Origin of the sequence: Sphingomonas sp. Leaf20 (assembly GCF_001421535.1) — a bacterium.
Taxonomy (GTDB): domain Bacteria; phylum Pseudomonadota; class Alphaproteobacteria; order Sphingomonadales; family Sphingomonadaceae; genus Sphingomonas.
On the sequence record NZ_LMKN01000009.1, the window covers coordinates 215,534 to 237,995 of the forward strand.

At 67.1% G+C, this 22,462-nt stretch carries 18 protein-coding genes; 7 read left to right on the top strand and 11 right to left on the bottom strand.

Translation table 11 applies throughout. The features are described from left to right. Window positions 1–6 precede the first annotated feature (6 nt). The 3 genes from ASE72_RS14450 to ASE72_RS14460 form a co-directional block, all read right to left on the bottom strand. Entirely contained in the window at window positions 7–417 is a 411-nt protein-coding gene (locus ASE72_RS14450) for a DUF2147 domain-containing protein (RefSeq protein ID WP_056022843.1), read from the bottom strand. Between the two features lie 211 nt (window positions 418–628). Continuing rightward, window positions 629–2,947 carry a 3-hydroxyacyl-CoA dehydrogenase/enoyl-CoA hydratase family protein gene (locus ASE72_RS14455; RefSeq protein WP_056024166.1) on the bottom strand — a complete coding sequence of 773 codons (2,319 nt, stop codon included), beginning with the start codon at window positions 2,945–2,947 and terminating at the stop codon, window positions 629–631. Beyond that, window positions 2,947–4,083 carry a thiolase family protein gene (locus ASE72_RS14460; RefSeq protein WP_056024169.1) on the bottom strand — a complete coding sequence of 379 codons (1,137 nt, stop codon included), beginning with the start codon at window positions 4,081–4,083 and terminating at the stop codon, window positions 2,947–2,949. The genes ASE72_RS14455 and ASE72_RS14460 overlap by 1 nt, the downstream gene beginning before the upstream one ends. 133 nt (window positions 4,084–4,216) lie before the next feature. Between ASE72_RS14460 and ASE72_RS14465 the strand changes: the two genes are divergently transcribed. Genes ASE72_RS14465 through ASE72_RS14475 form a run of 3 tightly spaced genes read left to right on the top strand, consistent with a single transcriptional unit; the run spans window position 4,217 to window position 6,557 of the window. After that, the gene (locus ASE72_RS14465) at window positions 4,217–5,920 is read left to right on the top strand and encodes a long-chain-fatty-acid--CoA ligase (protein ID WP_056022846.1); all 1,704 of its coding nucleotides are present in this window, start codon (window positions 4,217–4,219) and stop codon (window positions 5,918–5,920) included. Further along, window positions 5,917–6,300, top strand: coding sequence for a MerR family transcriptional regulator (locus tag ASE72_RS14470; RefSeq protein WP_056022849.1), 384 nt, complete (start codon window positions 5,917–5,919; stop codon window positions 6,298–6,300). Before ASE72_RS14465 ends, ASE72_RS14470 begins: the two co-directional genes overlap by 4 nt. Window positions 6,301–6,356: 56 nt before the next feature. Beyond that, window positions 6,357–6,557 (top strand): hypothetical protein, encoded by a 201-nt coding sequence (locus ASE72_RS14475; protein WP_056022852.1) that lies wholly within the window; start codon window positions 6,357–6,359, stop codon window positions 6,555–6,557. Between the two features lie 3 nt (window positions 6,558–6,560). On the opposite strand, the gene ASE72_RS14480 is transcribed toward ASE72_RS14475, so the two are convergent. Continuing rightward, the gene (locus tag ASE72_RS14480; RefSeq protein ID WP_056022856.1) at window positions 6,561–7,988 is read right to left on the bottom strand and encodes a dihydrolipoyl dehydrogenase; all 1,428 of its coding nucleotides are present in this window, start codon (window positions 7,986–7,988) and stop codon (window positions 6,561–6,563) included. A 106-nt stretch (window positions 7,989–8,094) separates the two neighbouring features. Here ASE72_RS14480 and ASE72_RS14485 point away from each other — a divergent pair, with 106 nt between their 5' ends. Next, a complete protein-coding gene (locus ASE72_RS14485) occupies window positions 8,095–8,721 on the top strand; it encodes a glutathione S-transferase family protein (RefSeq protein WP_056022859.1) in 627 nt (208 codons plus the stop codon). 48 nt (window positions 8,722–8,769) lie between these two features. Here the strand turns inward: ASE72_RS14485 and ASE72_RS14490 are convergent, their stop codons facing one another. From ASE72_RS14490 to ASE72_RS14505, 4 genes are all read right to left on the bottom strand, one after another. Beyond that, window positions 8,770–10,857 carry a glycoside hydrolase family 97 protein gene (locus ASE72_RS14490; protein WP_082446102.1) on the bottom strand — a complete coding sequence of 696 codons (2,088 nt, stop codon included), beginning with the start codon at window positions 10,855–10,857 and terminating at the stop codon, window positions 8,770–8,772. Continuing rightward, window positions 10,854–12,470 (bottom strand): alpha-amylase family glycosyl hydrolase, encoded by a 1,617-nt coding sequence (locus ASE72_RS14495; RefSeq protein ID WP_056022863.1) that lies wholly within the window; start codon window positions 12,468–12,470, stop codon window positions 10,854–10,856. The genes ASE72_RS14490 and ASE72_RS14495 overlap by 4 nt, the downstream gene beginning before the upstream one ends. After that, window positions 12,470–14,308 (bottom strand): alpha-amylase family glycosyl hydrolase, encoded by a 1,839-nt coding sequence (locus tag ASE72_RS14500; RefSeq protein ID WP_056022866.1) that lies wholly within the window; start codon window positions 14,306–14,308, stop codon window positions 12,470–12,472. The genes ASE72_RS14495 and ASE72_RS14500 overlap by 1 nt, the downstream gene beginning before the upstream one ends. 97 nt (window positions 14,309–14,405) lie before the next feature. Next, window positions 14,406–17,219 (bottom strand): TonB-dependent receptor, encoded by a 2,814-nt coding sequence (locus ASE72_RS14505; protein ID WP_056022868.1) that lies wholly within the window; start codon window positions 17,217–17,219, stop codon window positions 14,406–14,408. A 233-nt stretch (window positions 17,220–17,452) separates the two neighbouring features. On the opposite strand from ASE72_RS14505, the gene ASE72_RS14510 reads away from it, so the two are divergent. Both ASE72_RS14510 and ASE72_RS14515 read left to right on the top strand, forming a co-directional pair. Continuing rightward, on the top strand, window positions 17,453–18,538 hold the full coding sequence (locus ASE72_RS14510) for a LacI family DNA-binding transcriptional regulator (protein ID WP_056022871.1): 1,086 nt from the start codon (window positions 17,453–17,455) through the stop codon (window positions 18,536–18,538). Next, complete coding sequence (locus tag ASE72_RS14515; RefSeq protein ID WP_056022875.1) at window positions 18,535–20,013, top strand: MFS transporter; 1,479 nt, start codon at window positions 18,535–18,537, stop codon at window positions 20,011–20,013. The genes ASE72_RS14510 and ASE72_RS14515 overlap by 4 nt, the downstream gene beginning before the upstream one ends. Before the next feature lie 31 nt (window positions 20,014–20,044). Here ASE72_RS14515 and ASE72_RS14520 read toward each other — a convergent pair whose 3' ends face one another. Genes ASE72_RS14520 through ASE72_RS14530 form a run of 3 tightly spaced genes read right to left on the bottom strand, consistent with a single transcriptional unit; the run spans window position 20,045 to window position 21,713 of the window. Next, entirely contained in the window at window positions 20,045–20,617 is a 573-nt protein-coding gene (locus tag ASE72_RS14520) for a DUF1190 domain-containing protein (protein ID WP_056022878.1), read from the bottom strand. 11 nt (window positions 20,618–20,628) lie between these two features. Continuing rightward, complete coding sequence (locus ASE72_RS14525; RefSeq protein WP_056022881.1) at window positions 20,629–21,042, bottom strand: DUF350 domain-containing protein; 414 nt, start codon at window positions 21,040–21,042, stop codon at window positions 20,629–20,631. A gap of 29 nt (window positions 21,043–21,071) precedes the next feature. Continuing rightward, window positions 21,072–21,713, bottom strand: coding sequence for a DUF2491 family protein (locus ASE72_RS14530; RefSeq protein WP_056022884.1), 642 nt, complete (start codon window positions 21,711–21,713; stop codon window positions 21,072–21,074). Between the two features lie 307 nt (window positions 21,714–22,020). Between ASE72_RS14530 and ASE72_RS14535 the strand changes: the two genes are divergently transcribed. Next, window positions 22,021–22,455, top strand: coding sequence for a YjfI family protein (locus ASE72_RS14535; protein ID WP_056022889.1), 435 nt, complete (start codon window positions 22,021–22,023; stop codon window positions 22,453–22,455). Window positions 22,456–22,462: the final 7 nt, after the last annotated feature.

The following is a 22,462-nucleotide window of genomic DNA, read 5'->3' on the forward strand; positions in this document are numbered from 1 at the left end:
CTGGGATCAGCGGACGCGCGTCCAGGTCTGGGTCTTGCAGAGCGGGAAGAAGACGCAGCCGCGCAGCTTCAATTGGTTCGCGCCGACGGGGGTGATCTTGCCGCTATAGGTCTTGCCGTCCTCGGCATTGTAGACCTGGCCGCTGCTCCACACGCCGTCCTTGTCGGGCTTGAAGCCGCTGAGCATCTGCATGCCCTGGATCGGGCGGTTGCGCAGCGCGGCGTTGCTGTTGTTGGCGTCCTTCATCGACGGGTTGGCGCGCAGCGCGTCGGAAGTCAGGATCTTGCCGCAGATCGAGGGGCCGCAGCGCGCGATCTCGACGATGGCGTTGTGCGTCTCGGTCCGCCAGCGGCCGATCGCGGTGTCGGCGGTTGCGGGGGCGCCGGCGAGCAGCGCGGCGATCATCATCAGCGACATCGTCTATCCTCTCCTGGTGTCGGGACGCCGCATGTGTACGGTCATCCGCTGTCTTGGCGAGACCCGCGACCTAATCGCGAGCCTGCTGCCGTATACGGCAGCTCTTCGCCCCGCCTAGATTTGTACGAACAATAGTCAAGTGTTCTTACTGATCCGGGCGGGTGAAAAAGCGTTCATGCGGGTGTTCCCCCGCTCGCGCGGGGGAACTGCCTCAGTTGCGCAGCGGCTTGCCCGTTTGCAGCATGTGGACGACGCGCGCCTGGGTGCGCTGGTCCTTGACGCTTGCCATGAAGGCGGCGCGTTCGAGGTCGAGGAGTTGCGCCTCGGTGACGGTGTCGACGAGGTCGGCCTCGCCGCCGGTCAGCACCTCGGCGAGGCGGTCGGCGACCACCACGTCATAGTCGGTCGCCATGCCCTTCTTGTGGAAGTCGGACACCGCCATCGACAGCCCGGTGCGACCGCTCGCGCCCGCCAGACGGAAGGTCGGCGGCTCGGGGGCGACATAGCCCTCGACCAGCGCAAGCGCCTTCGCCTTGGCGTCGGCGAGCAGGCGATCGCGGTTCATGGTGATGCCGTCGTCCTTGCGCAGGATCATCATCTCCTTGGCCTCCGCCGCCGACTTGGCGACCTGTGCGGTGGAGACCGCCTGGAACACCTTGGTCAGCGCGGGCATGGGGCCGTTGGGGAGCGTGCGCGACTTCGTCCAACGATCGAGCATCTCGCCATTGCCGCCCCAGCCCGGCACCAGCCCGACGCCGCATTCGACGAGGCCGGCATAGGTCTCGGCATGCGCCTGGACCGCGTCCGAGTGAAGCAGCATCTCGCACCCGCCGCCGAGCGCGAGCCCGGCGGGGGCGCTGACGACGGGGAAGGGCGCGTATTTCAGCGCCTTATACGCCTGCTGGCCGCGCGCAACGCTGGCCTCGACCATGTCCCAGAGGCCCGCACCGACCGCGAACATCGCCGCGCCGAGATTGGCGCCCGCCGAGAAGTTGCTGCCCTCGTTATAGACGACCAGCGCCTTGAAGCGCTCGCGCACGACCGGGACCGCTTCCTCGATGAGCGCGATGACCTGGTCGTCGAGCGCGTTCATCTTGGTGTGGAATTCGAGCGCGGCGACACCGTCGCCGACGTCCCAGAGCGACGCCGAGGCGTTGGTCAGGACGGGCTGCGAGCGGAGCTTGATGTCCTCGAGCAGTTCGACGCCGTCGGCGCGCGGCACGTCGACATAGTCGCCCTCGGTGGTCAGATACTGTCGGTTGCCGTTCTCGACGCGGTAGAAGGGACGGTCGCCCGCGGTCGTCAGGATCGAAGGCACGTCGCGGCCCTCGGCAGCGAGACGCTGGGCAAGCAGGCCCGGCCCCATCCGGTCGATCAGCTCGAACGGCCCGTATTTCCAGTTGTACCCAAGCTTCATCGCGTCATCGATCGCGACGATATCGTCCGCCGCTTCGCCGACGAGCATGGCGGCGTAGGACAGCGTGTTGCCGAGGATCGTCCAGGCATAGGTGCCGATCCTGCCGGGTTCGGCGATCAGCGCGGCGAGATCCTTGCCGGTCTTGCCGGGCAGCTCGGCGGGCTTGGTCTCGGGGCGATAGTCGCCGGTCGCGAGGTCGAGCGAGAGCTTGGTGCGCGTCGCCTTGTCGAAACGGTAAAAGCCGCCCTTGCCCTTGCGGCCGGTAAAGCCCTCCGCGATCATCTTGTCGACGAGCGGCATGTCGCGGACCGTGTCGAAATAGGGGTCGCCCGCGGGGAGCGTCGAGGAGAGGCTCTTCGACAGCAGCGGCATCAGGTCGACGCCGACGAGATCGACGAGCCCGAAGATCCCGGTCTTGGGCACGCCCATCGGACGGCCACCGATCTGGTCGGCCTCCTCGACGGTCAGCCCCTGGTCCATCGCGGCGTTGATCGCGATCGCCAGCCAGTAGGTGCCGATGCGGTTGGCGATGAAGCCCGGCGTGTCCTTTGCGCGGACGATCCGCTTGCCCATGAAGCGATCGACGAAATCCTCGACCTTCCCGGCGACCGCGACGTCGGTATGCTCGCCGCGGACGATCTCGACCAGCCGCATGTAGCGCGGCGGGTTGAAGAAATGGGTGATGAGGAAGTCGGCCTTGAACTGGTCCGAGCGGCCGTCGACAAGATGGCCGAGCGGGATCGTCGAGGTGTTCGACGAGACCGCGGTGCCCGGACGCTTCAGCGCCTCGAGCTTGGCATAAAGCGCCTGCTTGATGTCGAGCCGCTCGACGATCGCCTCGACGATCCAGTCGCACTCGGCGACGCGGTCGAGATGATCGTCGATGTTGCCCGTCTCGACCAGCTTGGCCGCACGCTTCGACATGAAGGGGGCGGGGTCGGTCTTGAGCATCTTCGCGACCGCGCCCTTGGCGACCGCATCGCGATCGTCACCCTCACGGGGCACGATATCGAGCAGCAGCACCGGGATGCCGGCATTGGCGACCTGTGCCGCAATCCCTGCGCCCATGACGCCTGCGCCGATGACGCAGACTTTTTTGATCTGGTCCGACATCATGCGCGCTCCAGCACCGTTGCGATGCCCTGACCGCCGCCGATGCACTGAGTTGCGAGCGCGTAGCGGCCACCTTCGCGCGCGAGCAGGGCTGCAGCCTTGCCGACGATGCGCGCGCCGGTCGCGCCGAGCGGATGGCCGATCGCGATCGCGCCGCCATCGAGGTTGATCGTCTCGTCCTTGAGCCCGAGGTCGCGGATGCAGGCGATCGCCTGGCTGGCGAACGCCTCGTTGATCTCGACCACGTCGAGGTCGGCGACGGTGATGCCGGCGCGCTCCATCGCCTTTTGCGAGGCGTAGATCGGACCGAGGCCCATCGTCGACGGCTCGTTACCCGAGACCGCGACCGACTTGATCCGCGCGAGGATGGTCAGGCCGTGCTTCGTCGCGAACTCTTCCGAGGTGACGAGGACGGCGGAGGCGCCGTCGGTCAGCGGCGAGGAGGTGCCGGCGGTGACCGAGCCGTCCGCGCTGAACGCAGGCTTGAGACCCGCGAGCGCTTCGGTCGTCGTGCCGGCGCGGATCGTACCGTCCTGGCTGACCGGGCCCGCCTTGGTCTGGATCGTCACGATCTCGTCGGAGAGGCGGCCATCGGCGCGCGCGGCGGCGGCCTTGTCCTGGCTCTTCACCGCGAACGCATCCTGCTCGGCGCGCGTGATCTGGTAATCGCGCGCGACGTTCTCGGCGGTCTCGCCCATGCCCATGTACGCGCCCGCGTTCTTCTTGAAGAGATCGGGGTTGGGGAGCGGGTTGTAGCCGCCCATCGGTACGCGGCTCATCGATTCGAGCCCGGCGCAGATGAACGCGTCGCCAGCGCCGATGTTGATCTGGCCGACCGCGATGTGGATCGCGCTCATCGACGAGCCGCAGAAGCGGTTGACCGTCATGCCGCCGACCGACAGCGGCAGGTCGGCGAGCAGGCCGATCATCCGCGCGACGTTCAGGCCCTGCTCGCCCTCCGGGAAGGCGCAGCCGAGGATGATGTCCTCGATTTCGGCAGGATCGACGCCGGTCTTGTCGAGCAGCCCGCGAATCGTCTGCGCCGCGAGATCGTCGGGGCGGACGCGGGCGAGGTCGCCCTTGCCGGCAAGGTGGAACGGCGAGCGGGCGTACCCGGCGATGACGACGTTGGTCACGATGATCCTCTCCAATTGCAATCGGTCCGCTTAAGACTTGCGGGCTACCCTTAAGGTGCGATACCTCTCCTATACGTCAAGGTGATGCGGGCTACAATATCAGTCGAGAGCGCACGCCGAAAAGGAGAGAGAGATGCTGGACACCGTCGGCCGTGCGATCGGCGTACCGCTAGAAGGCGAAGCGCGTTTGTTGGGCGACATGCTCGACACGGCGGTCCGTCGATTCGGGTCGCGGACGGTGCTCGATTTCCTTGGGTCGACGATGACCTATGCCGAGCTTGGCGATGCGGTCACGCATGCGGCGCGGGGGTTGCAGGATCTGGGCGTGGTGAAGGGAACGCGCGTCGCGCTGTGCCTGCCGAACACGCCTTATTATCCGGTGCTGTTCTTCGCGGTGCTGAAGGCGGGCGGGATCGTCGTCAACGTCAACCCGCTCTATGTCGAGCGCGAGCTGTGTCACCTGCTGAAGGATTCGGGCGCGGAGATCATCGCGACTTGCGATATCGCCGAGATCCATGCGCGCGTGCTGAAGGTCGCGGGCGAGACGGGGGTGCGGCATGTCATCACCTGCCCGATTGCGGGCGCGCTGCCGACGCTGAAGTCGATCGCCTACCGCATATTCAAGCGCGCCGAGATCGCGCGCGCGCCGAACGACGCGCGGCATCGCAGCTTCGACTCGCTGGTGCATGCAAAGGGCACGCCCGCGCCGGTCGCGGTGTCGCCGGACGAGGTCGCGGTGCTGCAATATACCGGGGGGACGACGGGCGAGCCCAAGGCGGCGATGCTGAGCCATGCCAATCTGGTGTCGAACGCGGATGCGATGATGACGTTCGTCGGCGGCGAGACGCCCGAGCAGGATCGGGTGATGGGCGCGTTGCCGCTGTTCCACGTCTTTGCGCTGACGACGGTGCTCACCTATTCGATCCGCGCGGGCGCGCAGATGATCCTGTTGCCGCGGTTCGAGCTGCAGCAGCTCTTGAAGACGATCGTCCGGACCAGGCCGAATTATTTCCCCGCGGTGCCGACCATCTATGCGGCGATCACCAAGGCGGCGGAGACGCAGCCGATCGACCTGTCGTCGATCCATGCGTGCATCTCGGGCGGCGCGCCGCTGCCCGCGGAAGTCCGCACCGCGTTCGAGGCGGCGACGGGGTCGAAGCTGGTCGAGGGCTATGGCCTGTCGGAGGCGTCGCCGATCATCACCTGCAATCCGATCGAGGGGCTGAACAAGCCGGGGTCGGCGGGGCTGCCCTTCCCGGGCACGATCATCGAGATCCGCGACCGCGAGGACCCGACCCGGTTGCTGCCGGTCGGTGAGAATGGCGAGATTTGCGCGCGTGGCCCGCAGGTTACGCAGGGGTATTGGCACAAGCCGGAAGCGAGCGCGGCGCTGTTCGCGGACGGGGCGCTGCGCACCGGGGATGTCGGGCATCTCGACGCGGACGGCTATCTGTTCATCGTCGACCGGATCAAGGACCTGATCCTGTGCGGCGGCTACAACGTCTATCCGCGCGTGATCGAGGAGGCGCTGTACGAGCACCCCGCGGTCGCCGAGGTGGTGGTGATCGGTGTCGCCGACGCCTATCGCGGACAGGCGCCCAAGGCGTTCGTCACGCTGGTCGAGGGTGCGGTCGCAACCCCTGTGGAATTGCGCGATTTTCTGCGCGACAAGATCAGCAAGATCGAGCTTCCCCGCGAGGTCGAAATCCGCGACACTCTGCCCAAGACGCTGATCGGCAAGCTATCCAAAAAGGAACTTGTCGCGGAGGAAGAGGCCAGGCTGGCGGGCGCAATGCCGGCCGGGGCGGCGTCGGGGGAGAGGGGAGCGACACCGTGAACGAGCGGCAGGACGATCTTACCGGGATACAGGACGTGTCGCAGGCGCTGGGGGTCAGCGCGCGGACGCTGCGCTTCTATGAGGACAAGGGGCTGATCGAGCCGTGCCGGATCGGGACGACGCGCGTCTATACGCGGCGCGACGTCGCGCGGATGCAGCTGATCCTGCGCGGCAAGCGGCTGGGATTCTCGCTGCGCGACATCGAGGAGTTTCTCGATCTGTACGACGCGGATCCGCAGCATGTCGAACAGATGCGCGCGCTCGCCGAACGCTGCCGCCAGCGGATCGACGATCTGCAGCAGCAGCAGGATGCGATCGCGCAGACGCTGGCGGAGCTCGAGAAGATCGAGGCGCAGGCGCTCGAGCGGATCGCGTCCTGACCGGCGGGTAACGCGCGGCGGTTGCACCGCGCGGCGCAGCGCGGCAGGGACGCGGGATGCGTACCATCTCCTCCGCCGTCGGCGTTCGTCTCTATCATCTCGACGATGCGCTCGAGGGCGGGGCGGCGACGACCTTGTTCTACGGGCCGCTCGGCGAGGCGCTGGCGATCGCCGCGCAACAGGACGCGGACGTCCAGGCGGGGCTGTACATCGCGACCGAGAACGACGTCGTCGCCTATTTCGACCTCGACGACTGAGGCTCAGGCGCCTGCGGTGAAGCCGTCGTCGCGGTCGGCCGGGACGGGCGCGCTGACTGCCTTGCAGATCGCCCGGAGCGCGGGCTTGAGCCCCTCCTCGAGGGTAGGGTGATAGAAGGGCATGTCGAGCAGGTCTGTCGCGGTGCGGCCCTGCTGGATCGCCCAGGCGATCAGGTGCGCGCTGTGCTCGACCCCGGGGGCCGCCATCGTCGCGCCCGTGAGCCGGCCGGTGCCCGCCTCCGCATAGAAGCGGACCAGCCCGGCGTTGCGCGCCATGACCTTGGCGCGCCCCTGATCGTCGTAGGAGGCTTCGCCGATGACGATGTCGTCCTGGTCGTCGGGGGTGATGTCGCCGATGACCGCGACGGTCGGGTCGGTGAACATGATCGCGAGCGGGACCATTCGCGGGCCCGGGGTGACGTCGGGGAACTGCGCGGCGTTGCGGCCGGCGATCATCCCCTCGGCTGACGCTTCGCCGAGCACGGTGCGGTCGTGATCCGCGTCGCCCGCGATGAAGATCGGCGCGTCGCCGCACTGCATCGTCGTCCTGTCGAAGACCGGCGTGCCGTGATCGTCGAGCGCGATCCCGGTGGTCTCTAGCCCGAGGCCCTTGAGCCGCGGCGGGCGGCCGGTCGCGACGAGCAGATAGTCGAAGCGGCGGGATCCCGATTGCTCGCCCGACCAGGACAGGCGGACGCCGCCGCTGTCGGGTTCCGCCTTCAGCTTCATCTCGAGATGGATCGGCAGTTCCTTGTCGAGGATAGCGTGCAGCACCGCCGAGACCTTCTCGTCCTTCAGCGCGGCGAGGCCGGGGGACTGGTCGAACACCGCCGTCTCGACGCCGAGCCGGACGAGCGCCTGGGCGAGTTCGAGGCCGATCGGGCCCGCGCCGATCACGCCGACCGAGCCGGGCAAGGTCGGCAGGTCGAAGATCGTCTCGTTGGTGAGTACGCGGTCGCGGACCGCGTCGAAACTGTCGGGGATGTTCGGGTAGGAGCCGGTCGCGATCACGATTGCCTTGGCGGTCACAGTGCGGCCGTCGTCGAGGCGGAGCGTGGTCGCGTCGACGAAGCGTGCGCGGGCCTCGACCTTCACGCCGTCGGGGAGCTTGTCGAGCGAGTCGCAGACGCCCGCGACGAACGCGTCGCGTTCACGCTGGACGCGCGCCATCACCGCGGCGCCGTCGATCTTCGGCTCGGCGGCGATGCCGAAGACCGATGCCTGGCGGACCGCGTGCGCGGCGTGGGCGGCGGCGATCAGCAGCTTGGAGGGCATGCAGCCGACGCTGGCACAGGTGGTGCCCGAAAAGGTCTCGTCGATCAGCAGCGTGCGCGCGCCGTTGCGTCGCGCGTTGCGTTCGGCCGCGAGACCGGCGGTGCCTGCGCCGATTATTGCAACGTCGCAGGTAAGATCTGGGCTGGTGTTCGGCATGATCGACTCCGTCTCCGGAGCATTCCGGTCATGGCAGCGAAACCTTCCAACCGCCTGACCCGTTCCGCATGCCGATCCGATAATCACCACGATCCGAGGACCCGCCATGCTGACCGTCCATCATCTGAATTTTTCCCGGTCTTTCCGTATCTTGTGGCTGCTGGAGGAGCTGCAGCTGCCCTATGAGCTGGTCCGGTACGAGCGCGATGCGGGCTTCCGCGCGCCCGCGTCGCTGAAGGCGGTGCATCCGCTGGGCAAGGCGCCGATCGTGCAGGACGATGACCTGACGCTTGCCGAGAGCGCGTCGATCCTGTCCTATCTCGATCGCAAGTACGGTGGCGCGCGGCTCAGCCCGCCCGAGGGCACGCCCGAGGCGGCGATCCATGACGAATGGCTGCATTATGTCGAGAGTTCGGCGGCGTTCCCGATCATGATGACGGTGATCGGCAAGATGATGGGCGGGCTGCCCGAGGGCCTCGGCAAATTCTCGGAGCCCGAGGTCGCCAAGACGTTTGCGTATATCGCCGACGGGGTCGGCGAGGGGCCGTATCTGATGGGGGCGAAGCTGACGCTGGCGGATATCCAGATGTCGTATTTGCTCGCCACCGCGGAGAGCGCGGGGCTGCTCAGGGACCAGCCGGCGGTGGGCGCGTATTTCGAGCGGTTGAAGGCGGTGCCGGGCTATCAGAAGGCGATCGAGATCGGCGGGCCGCTTTCGCCACCGCGGCGCTGACGGGTGACGGGACCGGCGCTGCGATACCGCAGCGCCGGTCCTGCCGGCTCAGCGTGCCTTGAAGCGGATCGCCTGACCGCCACCGGGAGCGAGCGCGAGCGTCAGCGTGTCGCCCTTGCGGACGCGCTTGGTCTCGATCGTGATCGCGTGGCGTGCGGTCGTCTTGTAGTCCGCGCCGGGGCCGTCGCGGTAGATCTGCGCGGTGTAGGTCCGACCGGCGTCGAGGAAGTCGAGCGCGACGGTGAGCGTCCGGGCATTCTCGTCGGTGACGCTGCCGACATACCAGTCGTTCGACGTGCGATCCTTGCGCGCGAAGGTGACGAAGTCGCCGACCTCGCCGTTGAGCACACGGGTGTCGGACCAGTCGGTCGGCACGTCCTTGATGAACTGGAACGCGGCGGGATATTTCGCGTAGTTCTCGGGCGTGTCCGCCGCCATCACGACGGGCGAATAGAGCACGACGTAGAGCGCGAGCTGCTTGGCGATCGTCGACAGGAGATCGCTGTCGTCGGTCCCCTTGAGACTGAGCACGCCGGGGGTGAAGTCCATCGGCCCCTCGAGCATGCGCGTGAAGGCGAGGTTCGCCTCGTGCTCGGGCGGGTTCTTGCCGGCCCAGCTGTTATATTCCATGCCGCGCGAGCCCTCGCGCGCGACCCAGTTGGGATAGGTGCGGCGCAGACCGGTGTCCTTGACGGGCTCGTGGCTGTCGATCGACACCTTGTACTTGGCGGCGGTGGTGACGACGCGGGTATAATGGTTCACCATCCACTGTCCCTCATGCCATTCGCGGTGCTGCGACCCGTCGGGATCGACGCGCTCGATCTGGCCCGCGTCGGTGACATAGCCGGTCTTGATCGCGGGGATGCCGTGATCGCGTGCAAAGGCGAAGGCGCGGTCGAGCTGGCCGTCATAATGGCTCGCCGAACCGCCGGTCTCGTTATGCCCGATCAGGTAGACGCCCTTCGACTTGGCGTATTTGGCGAGATAGCCGGCGTCGAAATCTGGGGTCGGCGTGTCGAACTGCATCGCGGTGCCGTCGCCGAACCAGTCGCCGTCCCAACCGACATTCCAGCCCTCGACGAGGACGCCGGGGATTTTGTTGGCGCTGGCGAAGTCGATATAGGTCTTCACATGCGCGGTGGTGGCGCCGTGGTTGGGACCGGTCGCCCAGCTCCACTTGCCGGTGATCATGTTCCACCAGACGCCGACGAACTTGCCGGGCTTCACCCAGCTCACATCGCCCAGCTTGTTGGGTTCGTTGAGGTTGAGCTCGATATGGCTCATGTACAGGCCGGGCGCGTCGTCCGACAGGATCAGCGTGCGCCAGGGTGTCGCGAACGCGCCGCTCCGCGCGACCTTGGGCGCGCCGGCGCCGGGGGTCAGCACCGCCTTCAGCGTGTTGCCCTCGACCTTGGCGACGTTCATGCCGGCATAGTCGACCAGCGCGGCCTCGTGCAGCGCGACATGCGTGCCGCCCGCGAGCTTCAGCGTGATCGGCGTCGCGGCGGTGCCGACATCGGCGAGCGGCGTGCGGTTGTAGAGATATTCCTCGCGGTTCCATTCGAAGCCGGGCTTCCACCAGGCGGTCGCGTCCTCGGCGAAGGCGAACTGCGTCAGCTCCTCGGCGATGTTCACCGTCTTGAAATTGGGCTGGTCGGGAAAGACGTAGCGAAAGCCGATGCCGTCGTCCTGGAGCCGGAAGACGACGTCGATCGCGCGCTGCAGCCGGTCGGTCTCGCGCAGGCGGACGCGCATCTCGGTGTGGTTGTCGCGGATCGTCTTCCACTCGCCCCAGGGCTGCGTCCAGGTCGAATCCGCCTTGTCGCGGGTGACGGTCTCGATCTTCAGATGCCGGTCGAACTTGGGCGCGTCGGTGAAGAGGAAGCCGAGCCGCGACGGCTTGACGATCAGCGTGCCCTTGCGCGTGACGCTGTAGGTCGCATGGCCTTCGCCGTCGGTCGCGACGGTGACCGCGATGCTGCCGTCGGGCGAGGTCGCGATCGCCGAGGGGATCGTCGGGACGGGCTGCGGCTTGATCGTCTCGTTTGTGGTGACGGCGGGGGCGGCCTGGTCCTGCGCCACCACGGGCGCGGTGGTCGCGAGCAACGTCGCCAGCGTGAGCGAGAGGGTCTTCATGATCCGGTCCTTTCGGCGATCAGCGCGGCATAGCCACCCAGTCGCCCTGTCGTGGCGTCGTTGATGCTTTCGAGGACGCGCCAGTCGCCGGGATCGGCGGGGCTCCAGTCGATCGGCTCCGCACCGATGTTGAAAACGCAGAGCAACGTCCGGTCGCCGTCGTGGCGCTCGAAGGCGAGCAGCGTGTCGGTGACCTCGGTGAGGACCAGATCGCCGATCGCGAGCGCCGGGATTGCACGGCGCAGCGCGAGCAGGCGGCGGGTGAGCGCGAGCAGCGAGTCGGGATCGCCCTCCTGCCGGTCGACCGCGAGCGCGGGATGGTCCGCACCGACGGGCAGCCACGGCGTCGCGTCCGTGAAGCCCGCATGCGGCGCATCGGCCTGCCACGGCATCGGCGTGCGCGCGCCGTCGCGCGACAGCGTCAGCGGCCAGTTGGCGATCGCCTCGGGATCCTGGAGCTGGTCGAACGGCACCTCGACCTGCGTCAGCCCGAGTTCCTCACCGTAATAGAGGAAGATGTTGCCGCGCAGGCAGACGAGCAGCGCGATCTTCATCCGCGCGAACGCGTCGCGCTGGTCGGGCGCGATCCAGCGCGAGACGGCGCGCGGCGCGTCGTGATTCTCGAACGCCCAGCTCGGCCAGCCCATCTCCGCATCCGACGGCCAGAGCGTGATTGCGTCGGCGACGGTCTTCGGGCTGAGCTCGTTGGCGTAGAGGAAGTCGAAGCCGTACGCGCTGTTGAGCCGCGTCTGGCCGCGCGTGAACAGCTTCATCTCGCGGTCGCTGTCGGCGCCGCCGACCTCGGCCACGGTGAAGCGGTCGCCGTACCCGTCGATCAGCCGCCGCAGCCGTTCGAGGAAGGCGGGGATGTCGGGGTGGCTCTGGTTGTGGACATGCGCCTGAAAGTCGAAGGGGCGCGTCTTCAGGCTGTTGTCGGTGACCGGCGGATTGTCGGTCAGCGCGGGGTCGTGCATCGCGAAGTTGATCGCGTCGAGCCGGAAGCCGTCGACGCCGCGGTCGAGCCAGAATTTGGCGGTGTCGACGATCTCGTCCTGCACGTCCGCGTCGTGGAGGTGGAGCTGCGGCTGCTCCTTGAGGAAATTGTGCAGATAATATTGGCGACGGCGCGCGTCCCAGGTCCAGGCGGGGCCGCCAAAGACCGACTGCCAGTTGGACGGCGGGCTGCCGTCGGGCTTGGCGTCGGCCCAGACATACCAGTTGGCCTTGGGGTTGGTGCGCGACGAACGGCTCTCGACGAACCAGGGATGCTCGTCCGAGGTATGGCTGTAGACCTGGTCGATGATGATCTTGAGCCCGAGCGCGTGCGCGCGCGCGATCAGCGTGTCGAAATCGGCGAGTGTGCCGAAGATCGGGTCGACATCGCGGTAGTTCGCAACGTCATAGCCGAAGTCCTTCATCGGCGACGTGAAGAAGGGCGACAGCCAGACCGCATCGACGCCGAGGCTCGCGACATAGTCGAGATGGCGGGTGATGCCGGGCAGGTCGCCGATGCCGTCGCCGTTCGAATCCGCAAAGCTGCGCGGATAGATCTGGTAGATGACCGCGCCCTTCCACCAGGGTCGGTGCACGGGCAGGCTCGTATCGTCGGGCATCAGCGGGTCTCCGCGGCGCAGACCGCATAGCCAAAGGCGGGGATGGTCAGCGTGACGCTGCCGGGGGCGGTCGCGCGCGCGGCGCAAGCGCCGGCGAGCGTATCGAAGCGGGTCGAGCGAGTCTCGACCTGGATCGCGCTGGTCAGCGGCTTGGCGCTCGTGTTGTACGCAAGGAGCATCTCGGCGCCGGTCACGGGATCGAAGCGCGAGACCGCGAACAGGCCGGGCGTGTCGCCGCGCGCGCGGACGAGCGTGCGGCCGCGGGTCAGCGCCGGGTGCGCGACGCGGAGGCGGGCGAGCTCGGCGATCTGGCGGAACAGCGGGTGGGTCGTGCCGAAATTGGCGGTCGCGGTGGTGGCGTCGGTGCCGACGAGGCGGTTGTCGTTATAGACCGCGACCTTCGAGGCGAACATGTCCTCGCGTGCGTCCTGGTCGTCGCCGTCGCCGGCAAAGCCCTGCTCGTCGCCCGAATAGATCGTCGGCACGCCGCGCATCGTCAGCAGCATCGCATGGCCGAGCTTGACGCGGGCGAGCACCTCGGCCTCGCTTGCGTTCGGGTTGAGGCGGCGGACGTCGCGCGCGAAGCGGCCTTGGTCGTGATTGCCGAGGAAGGTCGGCAGGATCATCGCGGTGTCGGCGCCGTGCTCGTAGAGCGCATCGCCGTCGAACAAGGCGGCAAGCTCGTTGGTGCCCTTGTTGCCCGCGACGACGTCGGTCACGCCCCAGCGGAAGCCGAAGTCGAGCACTGCGGGGAGCTTGTCGACGCGGGTGAAGCGCGCGAGATAGCCCGGATCCATCGTCCCATAGGCGACCTCGCCGAAGATGTGGAAATTGGGGATGCCGTTCGCTTTGGCGCGGTCGAGCATCGCGGGCGTGAAGGCCTGCCAGAATTCGGGGTTCACGTGGCGCGCGGTGTCGATGCGGAAGCCGTCGACCTTGAAGCGGTCGATCCAGCTGCCGAAGATGTCGATCATGCCCGACACGACGCGGGGGTTCTCGGTCGCGAGGTCGTCGAGGCCGGAGAAATCGCCCATCGTCGAGCTCTCGTCGGTGAAGGTCGAGTCGCCGCGGTTGTGGTAATAGATCGGGTCGTTGAGCCAGGCGGGGACCTTCACGGTCCGTTCCTTCGCAGGCACATAGGGCGTGTAGGCGAAGCCGGGGTCGGTCAGTCGCGCGAAGTTTTCAGGCGTGCGGACGGCGTCGCCAGCGAAACCGGGATTGATCGGCTTTCCGCGCAGCCCGAGCTTGCGCTGATAGGGATAGTTGGCGCGGTCGCGATACGCGCAAGGGGTGCCCTCGGTGCATTCGCGGTACTGGATCACGTCGGCGGTGTGGTTGATGATGATGTCCATATAGACCTTCATCCCGCGCGCATGCGCCGCGGTGACGAGCGCGGTCATGTCGGCATTGGTGCCGAGATGCGGATCGACCTGCGTGAAGTCGGTGATCCAATAGCCGTGATAGCCCGCGGACTCCCGGCCGGGCGCGCCCTGGACGGGCTTGTTCTTGAAGATCGGACCGAGCCAGATCGCGGTCGCGCCGAGATCCTGCAGATAGCCGAGCCGCTTGGTCAGGCCCTTGAGGTCGCCGCCATGATAGAAGCCCTTGGCGGTCGGGTCGAAGCCGGTGACGCGGCGATCGCCGGTGAGGCCGCCGCGGTCGTTGGCGGGATCGGCATTCTCGAAGCGGTCGGGGAGGACGAAATAGATGACCTCGTCCTGCGGCAGTCGCGTGCGATAGTCGGTGGCCGGTGTTGCCCTAGGTGCCGGGCCCGGGTCTGCGATGGCGGGCGAGAGCGCGAGCAACCCTGCCAGGATGGTGGCGACGCTCTTGATCATCGGATGTCCTTTTCGCACCGGAATCGGTGACGGCGCCACCGGCGCCGGGTCGCCGTCCGCCGGGATGACTCCGGGCGGACGGCGGTATTGCAGGCAGTTAGAAGCGGAAGCTCGCACCCAGATAGAACTGACGCCCGAAATATTGCAGCGTGCCCGTCTGTGCGGTCTGGCCGAAATAGGAGCGGGTCGGCTGGTCGGTCAGGTTGTTCGCCTGTGCGAGCAACGTCATCCCGGCGAGCGGGCTGCCCTGCGGGAATTCATAGCTCATCTGCGCGTCGAACACGGTCTCTGCGGCGTTGGTCACGATCTGCTCGCTGAGGCCGAACTGCGGTGCGACGAACTTCGAGCGGTAGCGCATCGAGACGCGCGTCTGGAAGCCGTTCTTCTCGTAGAAGAGCGTCGGGTTGGAGACGATCTTCGACAGGCCGGGCAGCGACAGCGAGAGCGTGTTGCCGCTGATCGCGTTGGTGATGCTGACGTCGGACTGGTTGTACGAGATGTTGAGCACCGCGCCGAGGCCGTCGAACGGCGCCGGCAGGAAGTCGAACGTCTTGGTGATGGCGCCTTCGAAACCATAGACATAGCCGCCATTGCCGTTGATCGGTGCGAACAGGTTGCCGGTCGTGACGACGCTGGTGAAGCCGGTCCCCGCGAGCGGCGGGGTGCTGATGCCGTTGGCGGCGAAGTCGTAGTTCGGGATGACGCCGCCGATCACGAAGCTGCGGACGTCCTTGTAGAAAGCGCCGAGCACGAGCGAACCGCTGTTGCCGAAATAATGCTCATAGGTGGCGTCGAACTGGTTGGCACGGAACGGCTGGAGCGCGGGGTTGCCGCCCGACCCGTCGAGCCGCGCCGCGGTGCCGCCGATGCTGACGAGGTTGGTGCTGATCGAGTTGCGGAAGTCGAAGAAGCGCGGGCGCGAGATCTGGCGCGAGAGCGACAGGCGGGCCTGGTCGTTCTCGGTCAGGCCGAGGATGAAGTTCGCCTGGGGCAGCCAGTCGGTGAACTTGCGGCCGCGGGTGTTGAGGTAGCGACCGGTGCCGCCGTCCGAGATCGTCGAGGACGAGCTCTGGTCGGTGTGGACGACGCGCAGGCCGATATTGCCCTTGAACGGCAGCGAGCCGGCGATCGTGTCGAAGTTGAGCTGGCCGTAGCCGGCATAGGTCTTCTCGTCGATCGTGAAGCTCTGGTCCTGCGTGAACGCCTGCGCCTGGTCGACGACGCGGTCGGGGCCGAGCTGCGAGTCGAAGATGCTGCCGATGTCGGCGACAATGAAGTCGGGGAAGGACGAGAACTTGCCCTTGAAGCCCGCGGTCGTCGAATTGGCGCTGGTCAGCGTGACGGGTGCAGCGAAGCTGAACGCGTTGAAGCTGGTGATCACCCGCTCTGCCTTGCGGTTGCCGTAGCGGCCGCCGACCTCGAACGACTTGAGGAATGGACCGTCGATCTTGAGCAGCGCGCTGCCCGCGAATGCATAGAGGCGGTCGGTGTCCTTCTGCGGGACGATGTAGAAGCCCTCGAACGTGTTCGCGGCGGGATCGGTGTAGTTGGCGTTGGTCGAGAACGAGCCGACGTTCAGACCGTCGAGCTTGTAGCTGAGCGTCGTCGGTGTCGCGGTCGTGTTGCCGTTGTCGTCGAGACCCGAATTGTTGAAGAAGCTCGACGCGCGCGAATAGGAGCCGTCGGCGGTCAGCGTGAGCTGGCCGATGTCCTTCTGGACGTTGCCGCCGAAGGTGTAGAGCTTGTCGAGGCGGTTCTCGTTCTGCTGGATCGTGCGCGTGCGGATGCCCGAGGCGTTGCCGCCGACGATCGTGTTGCCGATGACGGTCGGGTCGGTGATGTTGCTGCTGGTCTGCTGCAGGTTCTCGATCCGGATGCCGCGGCGGAACACGTCCGACTTGAAGCGCGAATAATAGCCGTCGAGCAGGACGCGGAACGTGTCGGTCGGCTCATACTGGATGCTGCCGAGCACGCCGTCGCGGGTCTCGTTGCCGCCCGACTGGACCGCCTCGAAGCCATAGCCGATCGCGTCGGCGCGGCCGTTGCTGTCGAGGTCGCGGATCGCCGGGCTGCCGTTCTGGCCGGTGGCGGTATAGTCGTAGCCGACGAAGCGCGTGGCGACGTTCGCCTGCTTCAGACGGGCATAGCCGACCGCGAGGCCGAGCGTGTCGTCGAGCAGCTTGGTCTGGATCGAGGCGCTGCCGCGATAGCCGAACTCGCTGGCGTCGGGATTCTGGCCGGCGCGGTCGTTATAGACGCCGCGGACGTTGACGCTGACGAGCGTCTTGCCGGGGATGCTGAGCGGACGCGCGGTGCTGAGTTCGACCTTGCCGGCGACGCCGCCCTCGATCTGCGAGGCCTTGGGGCTCTTGTAGACCGCAGCCTGGTTGATGAGCTCGGAGGGATACTGGTCGAATTCGATGACGCGGTTGCCCGAGGTCGCGACCTGTTCGCGGCCGTTGAGCGTGGCGGAGACGAGATCCTGGCTGAGTCCGCGGATGTTGATCGCGGACGCCTGGCCACCGGTACGCTGCGAGGTGACGCCGGGCAGGCGAGCGAGCGACTCGGCGATCGAGACGTCGGGAAGACGACCGATATCCTCGGCCGAGACGATCTCGGCGACGACGTCGAGGTTGCGCTTGACCGCGATCGACGAGCGCAGGCTGGCGCGGAAGCCGGTGACGACGATGTCGTCTGACGCGGTCTCGGTCGTCGCGGGCGTCTGGTCGGGCTGTGCGGCGGTCGGCTCGGGTGCCGATGGCGACGCGGACACGGCCTGGTCGGTCGGGGCGGCAACCTGCGCATCGGCGACCGATGCCGCGAACAGCGCGGCCGCGAGCGCGCCGCCGCTGGCCGAGAGGTTGAGGATATTATGGGCGGCAGATGCCGGGAAACGCTTCGACGTCGTCATGTTCAACTCCCCTGAACGTCCCGCTGCATCTTTCGCGCGCTGGACACTGTGTGGCGCTCCATTGGAATTCCGCCGGGCGAAAGCCAATCGATCGACATACGTATTCAATGCGGCCGTTTCGGCTGTGTCACCCAATTGCAACAGAGAGCGGCCGCCAATGCGTTGACCTCACGGCATTTCTGGAGTGATGATCGACCGTGCCGCCGCCCGAGCGACCGCGAGAGGATCCCGTCTTGAGTGCCCAGCGAAAAGCCACGTCGTTCGACATCGCGCAGGCCGCGGGTGTGTCGCAGCCGACGGTGTCGCGCGCGCTGCGGGGAAGCCCGACGGTGAGCACCGCGACGCGCCAGCGGATCGAGGCGATCGCCAAGCAGCTCAACTATACCGTCGACCGGAGCGCATCGAACCTGCGCAGCGGCAAGACGCGGACGCTGGCGTTGCTGATCTTTCGCGATCCGACGCCCGACGAGACCGAGGTCAACCCGTTCTTCCTCGGCATGCTGGGGTCGATGATGGGGGCGTGCGCCGAGCACGGCTATGACCTGCTGGTGTCGTTCCAGAATTATTCGTCGGACTGGCATACCGATTACGAGGACAGCCACCGCGCCGACGGGCTGATCCTGCTCGGCTATGGCGACTATGCCGATTATCGCGCGCGGCTGGACCTGCTGGTCGCGCAGGGGACGCATTTCATTCGCTGGGGATCGGTCCAGCCCGACGAGCCCGGGCTGACGGTCGGGTGCGATAATGTCGCAGGTGGTGCCGTCGCGACACGCCACCTGATCGAGCGCGGATGCCGCCGGATCGCGTTCCTCGGCGATGCGACCGATCACTATCCCGAATTTCGCGACCGGCACCGCGGCTATGTCAAGGCGATCGCCGCGGAGGGGCTCGAGGTCGATCCGCGGTTGCAGGTCGATGCGATCACTACCGAGGACGACGGTACGCGCGCGGCGCAGGCGCTGATCGCGCGCGGCGTGCCGTTCGACGGGATCGTGGCGGCGAGCGACCTGATCGCGCTGGCGGCGATGCGCGTGCTGGCGGGTGCCGGTCTGATCGTGCCGCGCGACGTCGCGGTGATCGGGTTCGACGACATACCCGCGGCGAGCCTTGCGAACCCGCCGCTGACCACGGTGGCGCAGGACACGGTGCAGGGCGGGCGCAGGCTCGTCGAGATGCTGCTCGCGCGGATCGACCACCGGCCGGTGTCGAGCACGGTCCTGCCGACGACGCTGGTCGTGCGTCGGTCGTCCGGCGTGCCGGTGGCGACGGAATCGGACGGGGATACGGATACGAATGCAGATACGGGGACGGCATGACGCGTGAGAAACCCGTGCAGGGCTTTTGGGGCCTGTGGAACATCTCGTTCGGCTTTTTCGGTATCCAGATCGGCTTTGCGTTGCAGAACGCGAACGTCAGCCGGATCTTCCAGTCGCTCGGCACGTCGGTCGACGATCTCGCCTTCCTGTGGATCGCGGCGCCGCTGACGGGGCTGCTCGTCCAGCCGGTGATCGGGCATTACAGCGACCGGACCTGGGGCGTGCTGGGACGGCGGCGACCCTATTTCCTTGCGGGGGCGATGCTGGCGACGGTCGCGCTGCTGGCGATGCCCAATGCGCCGGTGCTGTGGGTCGCGGCGGCGTTGCTGTGGATGCTCGACGGGTCGCTCAACGTCGCGATGGAGCCGTTCCGCGCGTTCGTCGGCGACATGCTGGGCAGCCGGCAGCGGACCGCGGGCTATGCGTTCCAGACGGGGTTCATCGGCGCGGGCGCGGTGATCGGCAGCCTCGCGCCGATGATCCTCACCGACATATTCCAGGTCGCTAACACCGCGCCTGCGGGGGGGATCCCGCCCTCGGTGCAATATGGCTTCTATATCGGCGCACTTGCGTTGTTCTTCGCGGTGCTGTGGACCGTCCTCACGACGCGCGAATATTCGCCCGCGCAGATGGCGGCGTTCACCGACGAGAGCCCGGTGCGCGACGAGGTCGTCGTCCCGTCGCGGGCGCGGCTGGCGCCGGTGTGGATCGCGCTCGGGGCGATCGTGATCGCCGCGGTCTCGCGCTTCGGGCTCGACAAGCCGGTCTATCTGCTGGGTGGCGGGCTGATCGCGTTCGGGACCGCGTTGCTGGTGAGTGCCGCGCTGGTGCGATCGGGACGCGCGTCGAACGTGCTCAGCCAGATCGTCGGCGATCTCGGCAGCATGCCGGGCACGATGAAGCGGCTCGCGCTGGTCCAGTTCTTCACCTGGTCGGCGCTGTTCATCATGTGGATCTACACCACGCCGATCGTCACGCAGCACGTGTTCGGGACGACCGACACAACGAGCGCCGCGTATAACGAGGGGGCGAACTGGGTCGGCGTGCTGTTCGCGGTGTATAACGGCGTGGCGACGCTGTGGGCGTTCGTGATGCCGTGGCTGGCGGCACGGATCGGGCGGCGCGATGCGCATATCGTCGGGCTGCTGAGCGGCGCGGCGGGGTTTGCCTCGTTCCTCGTCATCCGCGATCCGCTGATGCTGATCGGGTCGATGGTGCTGATCGGGATCGCCTGGTCGTCGATCCTGACGATACCCTATGCGATGCTGTCGAACGCGCTGCCGCAGGGCAAGCTGGGCGTCTATATGGGGCTGTTCAACATCTTCATCGTGCTGCCGCAGCTGATCGTGTCGTCGGTGATGGGGCAGGTGGTGCGGACGTTCTTCCCGGGCGATCCGGTCTGGGCGATGCTGATCGCGGCGGGGGTTATGACGGTGGCCTCGCTGGCGATGCTGCGCGTGGCGCGCGACGCGTGACCCTCCCCTCGGGCGGGGGAGGATCAGGGGGTCAACCGCCGAACCCGCCGCGGCCGCCGAAACCGCCGCCGAACCCGCCGCGCGAGATGACCGAGCTGCGCGACTGGACGCGGGCCGGCGCGCGCGCGGTAGTGGGGGTGAAGGCGTCCGAGCCGACGCGCGTGCGGCCGGTGACATAGTCGCGGCTGATACGCCCGCCGGCGCCGCCGTAATAATTGCCCGCGCGATCACGGTACATCGGCGCGCCGCGATAGCCATAGCCGCCGTTGAGCGCCTGGCCGATGATGAAGCCGGTGAGCAACGGCGTGAAGAAGCTGCCGCCGCTGCCGTTGTTGCGCGGTTCGCACTGCGCCGCGCCGAACTGTTCCTCGCAGGTCTGCTTGTCCTCGAACCGCGGTGCGGTCTTGGCGGCGTCGGTCTTGGCCTGTTCGAACGCGGCGTCGCACTGGACCGCGGGGATCGCGCCTGCCGAGCGGCACTCGGCGACCGAGGTGTAGCTCTGCGCGTCGACGGGCTTGCCGCCGACATCGCCGTCGCACGCGGTCAGCGAGATCCCCGATCCCGCGATCAGGCCGGTGAGGACGATCGAGCTGGAACGCTTCATGTCTTTGCCTCTCAGTTCGTCATGCACGCGGCGTTGAGGATGCCGACGCACAGCGAGATGCTCGCCATATAGGTCGCGGCGGCGACGTCGCCGCGGACGATCCGGTCGTGGATGTCGCGCATCACGAGCCGGCGCACGACGAGCGCGGCGATGATCTGGATCACGCCCGCAAGCACCGCCCACACCGCGAATTCGACGAGGCTGACGGTGTGCGTCAGCGCGGACGCGAGCGGCAGGACATAGCCCAGCAACGCCGCGCCGAGCGTGATCGCCGCAGCGGTATTGCCGTCGCGGATCAGCGCCTTCTCATTGTACGGCGTGGTCGCCTGGAAGATGATCTTGAACGCGATCGTGAAGAGACCCGCCGCGACGAACGCGATCAGAAAGGCTCCCACGCTGGCGCCGAAGCCGTAATAATCGAACATCTGCTATCCCCGAAGCCGTTGGTGCAATGCTAGGCGCGGAATTCGCCGAGTTCCAGTGCCATGCCCAGCATGATCTCGAACGAGACGTCGCCCGCCTCGTTCTCCTGGTCGATGGCGAGCAGCAGTTCGCGGCCGTCGTCGCCGGGCAGGTCGCGGCCGAACAGCATGCAGGTCTGGAAGATGCGGCGGTCGACGATACCGTCGCGGTCGTCGTGAATGTCCTCCCAGAAGGTCACCGGTTCCTGCTCGCTCGCCTCGGGGCCGAACCAGACGCGGTCATAGTCGGGGAGGCCCTCGGCGGTGAAGCTGCGCGCCTTGAGCCGCGTCTTCCACGCCGGACGCTGGGCGGCGGAGGAGGGGTAGGCGCTGTCCCAGGGCGCGAAGATCGTGACGTCGGTGACGTCCTGCCCCGCGCGGTCGTTCGAGACCGCCTGGAACATGATGTCGTCGTCGGTGTAGAAACGGTGGACGAACCCGCCCTCGTTGAGGTCGACGAGGCCCTGCGCGACGATCACGAGCGTGTCGCGGTCGAACGGGAAGAGCAGTTCGTCCCCGAACCGGCGCCACGCGAGCGGATCGACCGTCACCGTGCGGCCGAGCGTGACGTTGCGGATGACGGGGAGTCCGGTTCCCTCAAGCGGTTGCTTGCGGCCGAACAGGCGATCGAACATGCAATCCTCGCTTCTGTGTTGGCGGTCTGCATAGGGCAAAGCGGGGAGGGGCGCAAAGGGCGGCGGGGTTGGTGTTCTTGGTCGGCGCGGCTTCGTCACGCCTCCCGTCATCCTGACGAAAGTCAGGATCCAGGGTTACGATGCGGTGCGCCTTGTTACTCTGGATCCTGACTTTCGTCAGGATGACGGAGTGGGGGGGGGGGCGGAGTGGGGATGCGGATGCCGCCGCTTTCGCGAGCGAACGGCATAGCAAGGGTTCGCGACACGTCCTATGTGGGCGGGAGAGACACGAACGGGAGTTTCTGCTTTGACCGACACCTGGACCGTCCGCAGCCTGAAGGCCGCGCTCGATACGTCCGAGCCCGCCAAGACGGGTGAGTTGACCGCGCGGATCGTCGAGGGGGCCGATCCGATCCTGCTCGTCACGATGCACGAGCATGGCGACCTCGAACTGTTCGTCAACGTCAGCGAGGCGCAGATCTCCGCCTCGACCTTGCTCTGGCCGTGCGACGAGCAGGAGGACCAGAATGCGTTCAACGCGTTCCTGCTGAAATCGCAGAAGCTCGTGCCGCTGTCGAACTTCGGGATCGGCAGCGTCGAGGGGCGCGATTACTACGAACTGTTCGGCGAACTCGCGACGTCGAGCCGGCTCGACACGGTAGTGATCGAGCTGCGCACGCTGGCCGAGAACGCGATCGATGCGGCCACCGACCTGCGCAACGCGCAGATCCCCGCCGCCTGACCCAAAG